The following is a 13,143-nucleotide window of genomic DNA, read 5'->3' on the forward strand; positions in this document are numbered from 1 at the left end:
ATCCGTGAAGATAGATAAAACCGGCGGTGTGGACCTGACGCGCATCTACAGCCGCCAGACGGCGGAACGCAAGCCCGGGGAGCCGTTGCGGCCGGGTACCGGAGAAGGAGACAGTGTGGAACTCTCCAGTCAGGCGCGCGAACTTCAGTCTTTCCGGCAAAAGCTGGCTGAGTTGCCCGTCGTCCGGACCGAATTGGTGGAGCGGTTGAAGGCTGAAATTGAAGCCGACACCTTCAAAGCCGACGCCCGGAAGATCGCCGAAGGTTTGTTGCGGGAGTGGGGCGGGGAGGCCGAATGACCACCGCTGACCTGGCCGCCTGCCTCCGGCGGGAAATCGAGTTGGCGGCCGGGATTGTAAGCACCCTGGACGAACAGCTAAAAGCCTTGCTCGGATTGGACCTGGCAGGGCTTGAGGCGTCCGTGCCGGCCCTGGATGAACTGATAGAGGAACTGCGCCGGGCCGAGGGGCGGCGCCAGGCGGCAGCGGGGGTGATCGCCGCGGAGTACGGGCTCGATGCCGACGCGCCGCTCCGGGAGCTGTTGGCCGCCCTGCCCGCGCCGGAGCGCCGGGAACTGGAACAGGCGCGCCGGCGCCTGGGAGCGCTGATCGAAGAAATCTGTCGCTTAAACCACGCGAACTATGCACTGATGCTGAACGCGGCCCGCTTCAACCGGGCTGTCTTACAGTTCGTCGCGGGTACGGCCGCGACCTATGCGCGGGACGGGGCGCCCGGCGAGGCCGGGGAGGCCCGGTCCCTGATCTTCAACCAAGAAGCGTGATCCCTGATTTTGAGTTTTGGATTTTAGGGGGGTCGCCGCGTGTCCTTTCTCGGCATCGAAATCGCCCGGCGCAGCCTGCACGGGCACCAGCAGGCGATGAACGCAGTAGCGCACAACATCGCCAACATCAACACGCCGGGGTACAGACGGCAGGAGGCCGTGCTCCAGACCACGACGGCCGTCGCCTACCCGTCGGTGTTCTCCCCGCGGCCCGGACAGCTGGGTACGGGGATGGCCGCGGTCGAAATCAAACGCTACAGCGACGCCTACCTGGACCGGCAGGTGCGGGAGGCCCGTTCGGCCATCGGCTACTGGTCCGGGGTGGAAACCGCGCTGCAACGCGTGGAGGCCGTTTTGCCCGAACCCACCGATTTCGGGATCCAGGCGCTTCTCGGGAATTTCTTCAGTGCCTGGCACTACCTGGCCCAGGACCCGGGTAACCCGGGCTCCCGGGCGGCGGTGCGGGGCGCGGCCGAAACGTTGGCGAACAGCCTTTCGCTGGCCCATTACTCGCTGACGAACATCAGAAACGGCCTCGTCGGCGATGGCCCGGTGCCGGCGATGCAAAACAACCTCTTTGCGCAGCAGGTGGACCGGATTAACTCCATCGGCCGGCAGATCGCCGAACTGAACTGGGAGATCGCCTACCAGCGCACCGCCGGCGCCAACCCGAACGACCTCCTGGACCGGCGGGACCACCTGTTGGAGGAACTGGCCAAACTGGCGGACGTGGGTGTAAGCGTGACCGACGCCGGGCTCAACCTGATCAGCGTCCGGGTTTACGGGCTGGAACTGGTTGATGGCGGCCGCTACCTGGAAACCGGCCGCGGGTTCACGGAACTGGCCGCTGACGGTCCAGGTCTGCAAGCGCTGATAACAGCGCTGGGTGGCAGCAGCCGGGGCGAGTTGGCCGGCACCTTCGCCGCGGGCGCGAGGGTAAGGGATTATCTGGGCCGCCTGGAAACACTGATGTCCAATCTTAGCCTGGCGGTAAACGGTGTGTTCAACAACCAAGAGTTTTTTAGATACGAAAACGGCGTCCTGAACTTGGGGAACAGAGCCGGCGAATTGCTCGGCGCCGTCACTGCGGGGCAAGCTTGGGCGGTTGCCCAGCTTCGTGAGCAACTCGTGATCGATACCGACGGCGACGTCAGGAAAGACACCACTCTGGACGGTTATTACCAGCGGCTGATCACCGAGATCGGCGCCGATCTGAACACGGCCAACCGGGGTCTTGACAACGTGAGCGCTATTCTGGGCCAGATCGAAGCGCTGCGGGAGTCGGTTTCCGGGGTGAACCTGGACGAGGAACTGACCCGGATGATCCAGTATCAGTACGGGTACCAGGCGGCCGCCCGCGTGATCACGATGCTGGATGAGCTGCTGGACACCCTGATTAACCGAATGCTCTAGCGAAAAAGATGCCTGTCCCCATTTTTTGCATTGGGGGGTTAGTTGTATGCGGATCAGCACCCACTTGTTCTATAAGAACATCTTGAGCAATATTCACCGGGAGCATCTTGGTGCCGCCCGGGTTCAGGAGCAGATCGCCGACGGGCAGCGGATCAACCGCCTGAGCGAGGACCCGGCGGCCCTGAGCCAGGTCCTGTCGTTGCGCACCGCCACCAGCGAAATCCGGGACTACGTACTGGGCATTGATTTACAGAAGTCGCGCTTAAACCGCGCCGAAGAGGCGCTCGCCCAAGCAACGCAGGTGATGCAGGACGCCCGGGCGCTGGCCGTCCAGGGCGCCACCGGCACCTACTCTGCCGCGGATATGCAGAACCTGGCGTTTCAAGTGGATCAGATGATCACCGCGCTGGTGGGTTTCGCGAACGCCTCCCGTGGGGGCGTCAAGCCCGAAGGACTTTTCAGCAGGGCCGTTGTGGATGGGCAGGAAATGGTGGTGTACACTCCGCCCGGCCTATCGACCCCGCCGGTCGGGGGGGAGGGTTGGGGCCGGGTGCTCACCCTCAACATGCTCGTGGAGACTATTGACCCGGGCCAAGTGTTCAAGGTAGAGAGTCAAGTGCTGGGAGGCACCCCCGTTGAGCGCGCCACCATGTTCGATGCCCTGTTCGACTTGCGCGACCGGTTGCGGGCGGGCGACCGGATCGGAGTGGCGGGCCTGATCGGCACCCTTGAAGGTCACATCGACACCCTGGTGCAGGGCCGTGGTAACCTGGGCGGGCGTGGTTACCAGTTGGACAAGATCCAGGGCCAGATCCAAATACAGAACGAACAGTTGACCGAGGTGCTGTCCAAGATCGGGGACACGGACGTGGCCGAGGCGGCGATCCGGATCAACCGGCATGAACTGGTGCTCCAGGCCACCCTGTCCACCGCGGCCCGGCTGATGCACGTCAGCCTGCTCAACTACCTGCGATAAACTAACTCAGGGGACAGGCGCGCTTTTAGCAGACTGACCCAGCAACGCCTCCAGGGGACTGTCCCGTTTTCGCGCAGCGAAAACAGGGACTGTCTCCCTCGGACTCCGGCAGCCTGAAAAGCCAAGCGGTAGCTAGTATCTATCTTGCCAGATCAAGCGCGATGACTTTTATGGCGAAGTACCAGGCCAAAACTTCCGGGGACTGTCCCCCCTCGCACCACACCCAGGCACCTCAGGGGGTTCTCCCCTTAAGCCACCCTTGATCGGGGGTGATCCGGATGAAAATCGGAGCCGGGGGACTGCAGTCCCTGGCCCAGTACGACGCCGTGGCTCGCCGGACCGAAAGCGCGGACCGGGTCAACCCGGCCCGTGAACTTGCGCAAAACCCGGCCCCGAGCGACCTGCGGGACATGGTCCGTGCCGTGGAGCGGCTGAACCGGATGGCCGAGATGTACAACCAGCAGGTCGTCTTCCGCCTGAACCGTGACCGCGGAGGCAAGCGCCACCGGATCCGGATGATGAATAAGGAGACCGGCGAAACCATCCTGGAAGTCGACGTCAACGAGCTTCCCGCCCTGGCGCGGCAGTTCTCCAACGCGGTGGGACTGGTCATCGACACCGAAACCTGAGCGGAATCAGCGCCGATAATTTGTGATACAATCATAGTATCAAATATCTTAGGAGGTTTACAATGGTTGGCAGACGGTTCAGAGTGGTAATAATGTACGACCCGGAATACGCCGGATATGTCGTTGATGTTCCGGAATTAGTCGGATGCATGAGTCAGGGGAAAACCATCGATGAGGCATTAAACAACATCAAGGATGCTATTAAGGGATGGCTCTACGTTGAAGAAAAACATGGCCGGAAAGATGTTTACGAAGCAAGGGAAGTTTTCCTGGGGGAGGTTACCGTCTAATTGGGGAAATTGGCTAACATATCCGGCAAGGATGCAGTGAGGGTGTTCCAGAAATTCGGTTATCAGTTGGATCACCAAACAGGTGGCCATATGATTCTTTATCACGATTCCAGACCCACGCTATCGATTCCAAATCATAGAGAGTTGGCTTCAGGCTTATTAAGAGGTCTGATAAGAAAGAGCGGCCTAACAGTGGATGATTTTCTAGAAGCGAAATAAATCACCTGAAAAGGGACTCGACCCTTTTCAGGACCGGCCGCTCCTTTTTACTCCTTCCGGTCCACAAAAGCCCCGCTGGTCAGGCTCCCGCCCCCCGGCTCCCGGCCCCCGTAGCTTCGAAGAACATCCCGGCCCCGCCGCGCCCGCCCGATCTCTCCCCGCACCAGATCACGGCTTTCCTCCAGGCGCTGCCGGTTAGCGGCGTCCATCTCCGCCGCCTCCCGGAACAGGACCTCGATCGCCGCCCGCACCTGCCGGGCTTCCACCTCCGACCCGCCACCCGCCGGCTGCGCCGCCAGCTGAAAAAGGGGTCTGACCCCTTTTTCAGGACCGGCCGCGCGTACCGCCTGGAGGTGGTCGAAGCGGTCCATGCACTGCTGACGCTCCTCCGCCAACGCCATGAAGCGGTCCAGGGCCTCCTCGGAGGGACTGTCAGGGGGACTGTCCCGAGGGGGACTGTCCCCCTCGGGTCCCAGGGGGACTGTCCCCTTTTCCAGGGGGACTGCTCCCTTTTTCAGGGGGACTGTCCCCTTCCCGGCGAGCGCTTCGCGTTGTTCCCGTACGATCTCCAGTATCCGTCGCGCAAGCTGCAGCTGCTCCTCTGCGATCGGGCTCCGGGTCGCCGGGCTGTTCCCCGGGCTCTTTGCCTCGCGGCTGTCTTTCACATTCCATCGACCGTCCTTGTTTCACCCGAGACACCCATGCCGCTCTAGCGGCACGATCGGAAGGATGAAAATACCCCTCACCCTGACCCTCTCCCAGAGGGAGAGGGGATTTTCAGGGTAGGTTGCGCGTTTGACGGCTCTCTTGCTCGCTCCGGCTATCTTTCCGGTTCCATTGGTTCCTGCTCCGGGGCGCGGTTCGGTTCGAGGGCCCGGCTCCAGGCTTCTTTCAGTGCCCGGACCATCCGGTCCACCTCGGCCAGCGTCTCCCGGTCCTTCTTCAGGTTGGCCTGGACGAGCCGGTCGTGGATGTAGTCGTAAAGCGCATCCAAATCCTGCCCGATTCTAAAATCGGTGTTCAAAGTCCCCCGCAGGTAGGAAACGATATCCTGGGCCCTTACCAGGGCGTTGTGCGCCCGCGGCAGGTCTTTGTCTTCCAGCGCCAGGTCGGCCTGTTTGGCAAACTTCAGAATGCCGTTGAACGACATCAGCACCAGTTGTCCCGGCCTCGCGTTCAATACGGCGTTTTGCTGGTACTGTGCAAAGGGGTTGACAGCGGCCACGGGATCACCTCCTTATTCAGAATTCTACCCCCGGAACATTCCCCCGCCGAACTGCTGCGCAAGCCACGCGCTTTGGGTATTCATCCGGGAAATGGCCTGCTCCAGGGCGGTGAACTGTTCCCAGTAGCGGTCTTCGAGCTTCTGCAGGCGTTTTTCCGACCGCTCTACCTGCTCCCCGAGCGTCCCGATCTGGCGGCCCAGCCAGCTGGAATCGTAAGACGAAGCTTGGGTTGACGATCCCGCCCGGGCGGTAAGCTGCTTGACCGCGGTGTCCAGGTAGCCGTACAGCCTTTGCCCGATGCCCCGCTCCTCGTTGGTGGCGCCGCTCTGGTTGAAAAGCTTGGCCACGCCTTCCGGGTCTTGATCAATGGCGCGCCGGAGCTTGGCCTCGTCAATCACCAGCTTGCCCTGATCGGCGAAGCTGCCGGGGGTGATGCCGATGTGCGTCAAGTGGTTCAGCGACGCGCTCAAGCCGGCAACCGGGGTGAAGATGTCCGCCCGCAGCCGGCTGACGATGCCGTTCAGGATGTCGTCGTGGCGCAGCAGGCCGCTTTTGGCCTTCTGCTCCCACTGGTCGATCTGCTTATCGGTCATATTTTCCCGGGCGGGGTCGTTGTCCAGGAGAGGGAGGTAATCGCGGAAACGCTCCTCCCGCAACTTTCCGTTGAGCAAATCCAGAATGCCGTTGTACGCGTTAATGAAACCCTTGATTTGCTGCAACACGGACGTGGTGTCGCCGCGGACGGTCAGGACGGCGGTGCCCGTCGCCTTCAAGCTGAAGTGCACGTTGTTCAGCGCGAAATCATTGGTGGGGCGGGTGACATTCAGGCCGTTGATTGTAGCCAGGGCGTTGGTGCCACCCTGCTCGGTGGCGGTGCCGAGTCTCAACACCTCGGCCAGAAACCCGGTGGTCCCCACCCCGATTTCGTGACCCGCGGCATTGTTGTCGCCGGTACGGGTCGTGGAGATGGACACCCGGTCCGAGGAATGCTCGTAGAAAGCCGTCAACCCGAGCGCCTTGTCCGCTGAGATGCGGGCCAACACCCCGTTTAAGGTTTCGGTGTACGCGTCCACGGTAAAAGTCTTGTTGTTGGACGTACCGTCGTGGTTGAAGGTGGTGAGGCTGAAGTTGAAGGTGTGGCCGTCAGGGTTCCACCTGAAATTCGTGTCGAAAAACTTAGCCCGTTGAGACCAGAGCGTCGCATCCGGATTCACCTTGTCCGCGCTGCTCGCCGACACCGCGCCGACGCTGGTCTTATGGGCGGTCGTGGCCAGAGAGGTCACCGTAACGGTGTAGTCCGCATTTGCGGCCGCCGGCGTGGCCGTGGCGGTCACCGCCGCCGGGTTTGACGATGCCACCGTCTTGGCCAGAAAGGTGGAATCGAGCTGCATGGGGAAGACGGTCTTGTTGCGGAAGGCGAGCAGGGCGGAGTTAATACTGCGGTAGTCCTCCCGCTGCCACTCCAGCACCTGGCGCTCCTGGCGCAGCCGGTCCACGGGCTTGCGGTGGGTCTTCATTAAATCCTGGATCATTTTTTGGGTGTCCAGGCCCGTGGCCAGCCCGCTGATGCGGTTGACACTCATCCTTACCATCTCCTTAAAATGGGGACAGGCACCTTTTCCGGAGCGATAACGATGCCTACGGGAACGGCCGGCTACTTGCCGGAAAACGAGCCAGTCCCCATTTTACGCCGCCTATACGCTCCGCGCCGCAAGACGACCGACAACGCTTCAATTCCGAGAATGTAGCCAGGCTGCATCCCATCCGCCGGTCCGACCACCGACCACCATTTCAGCGGCGTTCATCCACAAAAAGCCCCGCCATTTCCCACAGTTTGGCCACCAGATCCAGGATGTCTTCCGGCGGGATCTCCTTGACCACCTCATTAGTCTCCGTGTTCATTACGCGCACAATGATTTCTTTGGTGGGCTCGTGGACCGAAAAATCAAAACTCCGGTTACGCGCATAAAGCGCCCGGTTCACCGACTCGACGGCCGTGGCCAATTCCTGCTCCAGGGACGGCACGGCATGCGGCGCGCCCTTGTTGGCTTCGTTTTCCGCTTTGCGCGGGACGCCTTCCGGCGTCCCGGCCCGCACCTGCTGCTGCCGACGCTGTGCGGCCTCTTCCGGAGGCCTGTTCGCTGTTACCGATTCCACCCGCACCTGTTACACCTCCACCAACATCTTGGGTGAAATGGGGACTGGCTGGGACTTTAGTCACTTTATCGGGTGATCCGGCGAAAAACTTTAGCCGTCCGGCAGGAGTCGGTTCATCCGGTGTCGAAAATAACATGCATGTCATGACCGGGAGCCATCCTCGCGGATGGCTCCCCCGACCACTTTTTTCACTTAGGGGGACCGTCCCCCGCCCCTGAGCCTTCGGTCAGACTACCGGCCACCGACTCCCGACCACCAACCACTGACCACTGCTTTATCTCTCTTCACCCCGTCTAGGCGAGCAGTTGCAGTACGGCCTGCGGCTGCATGTTGGCCTGCGCCAGCATGGCGATGGAGGCCTGGTTCAGGATGTTGAACTTGGTGAATTCCATCATCTCGGCGGCCGTGTCCGCGTCGCGGATCCGGGATTCGGCGGCCGTCAGGTTCTCGGCGGTGACGCCCAGGTTGGAGATGGTGTGGTCAAGCCGGTTCTGGATGCCGCCGAGGCGGGCCCGGTTCGTTGAAACCGTACCCAGCGCTTCATCAATGACCTTGACGGCGATGTTGGCCTGCGCGTGGGTGTCCACCTTAATGCCTTGTACGGCCAGGGTGACGGCGTTGGTCTTTCCAATGTTCACCGTTATCAACTGGCCCGCGTTGGCGCCGACCATCAAGCGGGCGGCGTTGTCGGCCGCGGCATTCTGGGCCACCTGAGTAATCACGAACTGGTTGAGGTACCGGCTGGCCGTGGTCTTCTCGGTGCCCGCACTGTCGAACACCCGCATGGTGAAACCGGCGATGTGGTTCACTTCGCCCGGGCTTTGGCCGTCGAACCTGATCTTGCCGCTGACTACGACGGCGCCGGTGATCCAAGCGGTAGCGTTCATGTCGGTGGCCAGACCGCCCGTAACCGGACCCAGCCTGGACCCGGTGGCGACGGTGAAGGAGCGGGTCACATGTACGCCGTTCACGACCGCTTCGTACCGGATCGTATCTGTGGAGGCGATGCCCAGGCTGTTGCCGGCGGTGTCACGCAAACTGATCAGCGTAGTGCCGCCGGTAGCGAGGTTGCCTGCGCCATCCCGGTGCAACACCGGCCCCTCGAGCCTGGTGGCCTGCGACGTGGTCGCCGCCGAGAGCGAGCCGTCGAGCAGGACCCGGGCGTTGAACTGGGTGCTGTTGCTGATCCGGTTCACTTCGGACACCAACTGGTCGACCTCTCTCTGGATTTGCCCCCGGTCGGAAGTGGTCAGGGTGTCGTTGGTGGCCTGGACGGCCAACTCGCGCATGCGCTGCAGGATGGTGTGCACTTCCTGGAGCGCGCCTTCGGCCGTTTGGACCATCGAGATGCCGTCCTGGGCGTTGCGGACGGCCTGGCCGAGACCCCGGATCTGGCCGCGCATCTGCTCGGAGATGGCCAGCCCGGCGGCGTCGTCGGCCGCCCGGTTGATGCGGAAGCCCGAGGACAGTTTTTCCAACGCCCGCCCGGACATCATCTGGTTGATGCCCAGATTCCGGTGGGTATTGAGGGCCGCGACATTGGTTTGTACTCTCATCGTTATCCCCCCTTTGATTTTTTTCGTTTGAAGTTAGAGCGTGGCCACGTCTACTTCCGGGAGTCAATCTCCCTAACCCTTATTTTCGGTGACCGCCCGCCAAACTTTAGTCATCACCGCCGAGAATTTTTCAATTACAGACGCTGCACGGTGATGGGCCGGTCCCCATCTTGCCCAGTTCGGCGTGGTAGCGTTCGGCGCGGCCGCCCACCGCGGTGGCGAAGTTGTACAGCATGGCGATAAAGTCCCGGACCTGGGCGGCGTCGGCGGCATCCAGGTCTAGTTTGCGGGTGCGCACCAGGAGGTCCAAGTTGCTGACCGTGCGCCGGATGATTTTCTGGTAGGCGGTGTGGTTCAATATTTGGTTGAGCCGGGGCACCGCCGTGCTCAGCTGGCCCGCCAGCGCGGGCATCCCGGCCGACCCGACCCGACCCGACCCACTGACGTGGGTGCCCCGCGTGGGTACCCCGAGCGGGTGCCCCGCGTGGGTGTCCCGGTATTGGTCGTGCAGGGGGGCCAGCGCCAGTACGGCGGCGGTGGCCGTCTCACGCAGGGCGGCCAGTTCCCGGCGTACGGTGGCCAGCGGCTCCCGGAGTTTTTCCAGGATTTCCTGGGGGGACGGCTGCCCGAGGCTTGATTCCGGGCGGGTGAAGCGCCGGTCGGCTTGCTCCCGCGCCCAGGCGGCGAAGTCCACCGGAGTAGTGCCCGCGATGGGCAGGCCGGTGCGCGAAGCGTTATAAACCCGCACGTTCCGCCGGCCGGCCTCGGCGATGTACATTTCCAGCTCGCGCAGCATAGACAAAAGCTGTTTGGTGGTATAGGCCGTTTCCCCGGCGATGTTGGTCCGGGGCAGGTAGTCGGTGACCGTGGTTTTTCGCCGTCCGGCGTAGTAATGCTCCGGGTCCGGGAAGGACAAGTCCTGCCCGAGGAGGATGATTTCCGGACAGCCGAGGTCGAGGATGAACTTGAAAGTGGGGATGGCTACCGAGGCGGCGTCCGGCAAAACGCCCTTATGGTTAAAGCCGGCCAACTCACCCAGCCATTGGGGCAAATACTCCTGATCGGCGAAGGCGGACACTTTCGGTCCCCGGAATTCGGCCGCCACCCGGGGGTGCAGGGATGAAAAAAAGACCAGCGTGGTATCGGGCAGGTCCAGGCAGTCCTTTAAAGCAGCGTAGTTGGCCTCGCCGGGGTCGATGGAAACCACGTAATCGGGGTGAATGCCGGCCTGGGCCAGTGGGATAAGGCCGGTGCCCGCCGCGATGATCGGCACCCGGCCGGCCAGGCCGCGCAAGACGTTCAGGTGTTCGTTCAGCGAAGGCCCGGCGGCCGCCATCACCGCCGGGGTAGCGGTCAGACCATTTTGAAGATCGGAGACGCCGGGATTGGCGAAAATCGCAAACAGATTGGCGATGCTGTTTTCAAGCCACACATCTTTCCAATGCTCCCGGGTTGCCAATCCCACCCGGATGTGGCGCAGTGAATCCAGCAACCCTTGCCGCCATTGCTGGTGGGCTTGCTCAAACAGGTCGCGATAAGCCGGTATTTCGGCCACCTTCACCTCCCCGGCAAAAGTGCCCTGCGTTATCTGGATGAAGGCCGGGCTGTCGACCGAGAAGTCCAGTGTGGGTTGGATGAACACCCGCTTATGCCTGATGAGGTGGCGCACGTCACGGAGTTCCAGCAGCCGCCGCCACCATCCGGGTTCGGTTTCAAAAACCATAAAGTGGGCGCCGGGGTCCTTTTGGAGCAGAGCCTCCAGGTGGTAGCCCAGACCCAGCCCGAAAACGAGATAAACCCGGCCGGTCGCGGAGAGGTCGTTGACTATGCCCGCCGCCCAGGCGTAAGCCTCGCGGCGCGGATCGTACCGGCTGGCGAGCGGCTGATCCCGCCACACCGGAACCGGGTCGCCGTTTTTGGCGGTAATCACCGCCAAACCAGCCGCAGCGGGCGAGTTTTCGAGCAACTCGGCCAGTGCCGGATCGCGGCGCCGGATGGCGCGCAGATTCTGTTCCCAAATCATTGTTGCCCACCATCCGCCACTTCGATGCGGGCCAGCCGGTCATTAAGTCCCTCCAGCGTACCTTGTAACTCATAAAGCAAAAAATCTCCCTGTTGGACAGCATGGTTCGCCTCCGCGACCTGGAGCAATTCCCGGGCCGCGTCCCGCAGGCGCTCCGGCCAGCCGTCGAGCCCGTAACCGCGGGCCGAAAGCTGAACGCTTAACGTCTGTAAATACTCCAGGCCCTCCGCCAATTGTACCAACATGTCCGGGGAACCTTGGCCGCCGTAAAAACGGTCCGCGATGCCGGGCAGCTGCTGGAGCCAGCGGTCGAGAAAACCACGGGCCTCGGCCAGCGTGGCGGCGAGCAGTTCGGATTCGGAGAAAAACACCAGCGTCACCCGTGTTTCGCCGTCAAGCTGTTGGAGGCGGTCTTCTATTTCCGCGAAAAAAACCTGTTCGCCCGCCTCGGCGCGGTAAAGGTAAAGGCCTTCCCGGAGGTGGTCGGCGGTCAATTCGGGCCACCGGCTCAAGGCCTCCGCGACGGGCAAGGTAATCTCTTTCAACCAAGACCAACTCCTTCCGGGGAGATTGCCCCTTCGGGCTCCAGGGGGACTGTCTCCTTTTCCAGGGGGACGTTCCCCTGCCGGCCGGCGACATTGTCGCTCATTCCGCTTCCCGCCTCGCACCTTATACCCACCTCTCACTTCCCACCTCTCACCTTGTCGGCTGCTTGTTCAGGCAGCTTGACTATTTTAAGAATTGCCGGCTGTTCTTACTTGCATAATTCTGCGGTTGAGCAGGGTTTTCCTGGTTGGAGTAGAAATATGTCGCAGTATCTGGCCAAAGCGATCTCAAGATGTAAAGGTCGGAGGCGGGTGTAAAGCGTGTTAAACGGCAGATCGGTTCTGGTCACGGGGGGTACGGGCTCGTTCGGGCAGAAATTCGTGGAGACGGTGCTCCAGCAATACGAACCGCGCCGGCTGATCATCTTGAGCCGGGACGAGCTGAAGCAATACGAAATGCAGCAGGTAAAAAGCCCGGTGGAAAACCCCTGCCTGCGGTATTTTCTCGGTGATGTGCGCGACAAGGACCGGCTTTACCGCGCTTTTTACGGCGTCGACCTTGTGGTGCACGCGGCGGCGCTGAAACAAGTACCGGCCGCCGAGTACAATCCCTTCGAAGTGGTCCAGACCAACATCATCGGCACGCAGAACGTCATCGACGCCGCCATCGATAACGGGGTCCAAAAGGTCATTGCTCTTAGCACCGATAAGGCGGTGAACCCGGTAAACCTTTACGGGGCGACCAAACTGTGCCTGGAGAGACTGGTGGTGGCGGCGAATTCCTACGCCGGCGGCCGCACCAAATTCAGCGTGGTCCGCTACGGCAACGTGGTCGGCAGCCGTGGCAGCGTGGTGCCCGTGTTCCTCAAGCAAAAAAAGGCGCACGTTTTGACCGTCACCGACGAGCGGATGACCCGTTTTTGGATCACCCTGGAACAGGGAGTGTCGTTTGTGCTCGGTTGCCTGGAGAATATGCAGGGCGGCGAGGTTTTTGTGCCGAAGATTCCCAGTATGCGGATCATTGACCTGGCCCGGACCGTTTGTCCCCACTGCCGGATTCAATTTATCGGCGTCCGCCCGGGAGAAAAGCTCCATGAGTTGCTCATCTCCAAGGACGAGGCCCGTAACGTTGTGGACCATGGAGACTACTTCGTGGTGAAACCTTCTTTTCCGTTTTGGAAATCCAAAGTTGAACAACAAGGGCGGCCGGTCCCGGAGGAATGGGAATACGCGAGCAACACTAACGAGCAGTGGCTTGAAAAAGACCGGTTGCAGGAGCTGATCGAGCAATTAACAGACTAATCATTCGTGCCGATGCCAATGCACAGA

15 protein-coding genes are annotated in these 13,143 nt (G+C 61.7%); 8 read left to right on the plus strand and 7 right to left on the minus strand.

What is annotated here, in order from left to right; genetic code table 11:
* Nucleotides 1-4: 4 nt before the first annotated feature.
* The 7 genes from flgM to AB1402_03650 all read left to right on the plus strand — a co-directional run bounded on the left by flgM (nucleotide 5) and on the right by AB1402_03650 (nucleotide 4,307).
* Nucleotides 5-298 (plus strand): flagellar biosynthesis anti-sigma factor FlgM, encoded by a 294-nt coding sequence (flgM, locus tag AB1402_03620; protein ID MEW6540691.1) that lies wholly within the window; start codon nucleotides 5-7, stop codon nucleotides 296-298.
* Nucleotides 295-780, plus strand: a complete 486-nt coding sequence (gene flgN, locus AB1402_03625) for a flagellar export chaperone FlgN (GenBank protein ID MEW6540692.1) — start codon at nucleotides 295-297, stop codon at nucleotides 778-780. Before flgM ends, flgN begins: the two co-directional genes overlap by 4 nt.
* Before the next feature lie 39 nt (nucleotides 781-819).
* A complete protein-coding gene (gene flgK, locus AB1402_03630) occupies nucleotides 820-2,193 on the plus strand; it encodes a flagellar hook-associated protein FlgK (protein ID MEW6540693.1) in 1,374 nt (457 codons plus the stop codon).
* Between the two features lie 46 nt (nucleotides 2,194-2,239).
* The gene (locus AB1402_03635) at nucleotides 2,240-3,169 is read left to right on the plus strand and encodes a flagellin (GenBank protein MEW6540694.1); all 930 of its coding nucleotides are present in this window, start codon (nucleotides 2,240-2,242) and stop codon (nucleotides 3,167-3,169) included.
* 278 nt (nucleotides 3,170-3,447) lie between these two features.
* Nucleotides 3,448-3,798, plus strand: a complete 351-nt coding sequence (locus AB1402_03640) for a flagellar protein FlaG (GenBank protein MEW6540695.1) — start codon at nucleotides 3,448-3,450, stop codon at nucleotides 3,796-3,798.
* Between the two features lie 62 nt (nucleotides 3,799-3,860).
* Nucleotides 3,861-4,088 (plus strand): type II toxin-antitoxin system HicB family antitoxin, encoded by a 228-nt coding sequence (locus tag AB1402_03645; GenBank protein ID MEW6540696.1) that lies wholly within the window; start codon nucleotides 3,861-3,863, stop codon nucleotides 4,086-4,088.
* Nucleotides 4,089-4,124: 36 nt separating this feature from the next.
* On the plus strand, nucleotides 4,125-4,307 hold the full coding sequence (locus AB1402_03650; GenBank protein MEW6540697.1) for a type II toxin-antitoxin system HicA family toxin: 183 nt from the start codon (nucleotides 4,125-4,127) through the stop codon (nucleotides 4,305-4,307).
* A gap of 47 nt (nucleotides 4,308-4,354) precedes the next feature.
* Here the strand turns inward: AB1402_03650 and AB1402_03655 are convergent, their stop codons facing one another.
* The 7 genes from AB1402_03655 to AB1402_03685 form a co-directional block, all read right to left on the minus strand.
* A complete protein-coding gene (locus AB1402_03655) occupies nucleotides 4,355-4,972 on the minus strand; it encodes a hypothetical protein (GenBank protein ID MEW6540698.1) in 618 nt (205 codons plus the stop codon).
* 155 nt (nucleotides 4,973-5,127) lie between these two features.
* Entirely contained in the window at nucleotides 5,128-5,532 is a 405-nt protein-coding gene (gene fliS / locus AB1402_03660; protein MEW6540699.1) for a flagellar export chaperone FliS, read from the minus strand.
* 24 nt (nucleotides 5,533-5,556) lie between these two features.
* Complete coding sequence (fliD, locus tag AB1402_03665; protein ID MEW6540700.1) at nucleotides 5,557-7,116, minus strand: flagellar filament capping protein FliD; 1,560 nt, start codon at nucleotides 7,114-7,116, stop codon at nucleotides 5,557-5,559.
* 208 nt (nucleotides 7,117-7,324) lie between these two features.
* Nucleotides 7,325-7,696, minus strand: coding sequence for a flagellar protein FlaG (locus AB1402_03670; GenBank protein ID MEW6540701.1), 372 nt, complete (start codon nucleotides 7,694-7,696; stop codon nucleotides 7,325-7,327).
* 287 nt (nucleotides 7,697-7,983) lie between these two features.
* Entirely contained in the window at nucleotides 7,984-9,246 is a 1,263-nt protein-coding gene (locus tag AB1402_03675; GenBank protein ID MEW6540702.1) for a flagellin, read from the minus strand.
* 130 nt (nucleotides 9,247-9,376) lie between these two features.
* Nucleotides 9,377-11,269, minus strand: coding sequence for a 6-hydroxymethylpterin diphosphokinase MptE-like protein (locus AB1402_03680; GenBank protein MEW6540703.1), 1,893 nt, complete (start codon nucleotides 11,267-11,269; stop codon nucleotides 9,377-9,379).
* Nucleotides 11,266-11,814: a hypothetical protein gene (locus tag AB1402_03685; protein MEW6540704.1), complete on the minus strand. Its 549-nt coding sequence runs from the start codon at nucleotides 11,812-11,814 to the stop codon at nucleotides 11,266-11,268. The genes AB1402_03680 and AB1402_03685 overlap by 4 nt, the downstream gene beginning before the upstream one ends.
* A gap of 321 nt (nucleotides 11,815-12,135) precedes the next feature.
* Here AB1402_03685 and pseB point away from each other — a divergent pair, with 321 nt between their 5' ends.
* Nucleotides 12,136-13,116 (plus strand): UDP-N-acetylglucosamine 4,6-dehydratase (inverting), encoded by a 981-nt coding sequence (gene pseB / locus AB1402_03690; GenBank protein ID MEW6540705.1) that lies wholly within the window; start codon nucleotides 12,136-12,138, stop codon nucleotides 13,114-13,116.
* The last annotated feature ends 27 nt before the right edge of the window (nucleotides 13,117-13,143 follow it).

This window comes from Bacillota bacterium (assembly GCA_040757205.1).
Classification (GTDB): domain Bacteria; phylum Bacillota; class Desulfotomaculia; order Desulfotomaculales; family Desulforudaceae; genus Desulforudis.

What these genes read in the sequence shown, in the direction of transcription:
- AB1402_03680 (MEW6540703.1), bottom strand. Translation starts at nt 11,269, where the DNA reads ATGATTTGGGAACAGAATCTGCGCGCCATCCGGCGCCGCGATCCGGCA.
- AB1402_03635 (MEW6540694.1), top strand. Translation starts at nt 2,240, where the DNA reads ATGCGGATCAGCACCCACTTGTTCTATAAGAACATCTTGAGCAATATT.
- AB1402_03675 (MEW6540702.1), bottom strand. Translation starts at nt 9,246, where the DNA reads ATGAGAGTACAAACCAATGTCGCGGCCCTCAATACCCACCGGAATCTG.
- fliD (MEW6540700.1), bottom strand. Translation starts at nt 7,116, where the DNA reads ATGAGTGTCAACCGCATCAGCGGGCTGGCCACGGGCCTGGACACCCAA.
- flgN (MEW6540692.1), top strand. Translation starts at nt 295, where the DNA reads ATGACCACCGCTGACCTGGCCGCCTGCCTCCGGCGGGAAATCGAGTTG.
- AB1402_03645 (MEW6540696.1), top strand. Translation starts at nt 3,861, where the DNA reads ATGGTTGGCAGACGGTTCAGAGTGGTAATAATGTACGACCCGGAATAC.
- AB1402_03640 (MEW6540695.1), top strand. Translation starts at nt 3,448, where the DNA reads ATGAAAATCGGAGCCGGGGGACTGCAGTCCCTGGCCCAGTACGACGCC.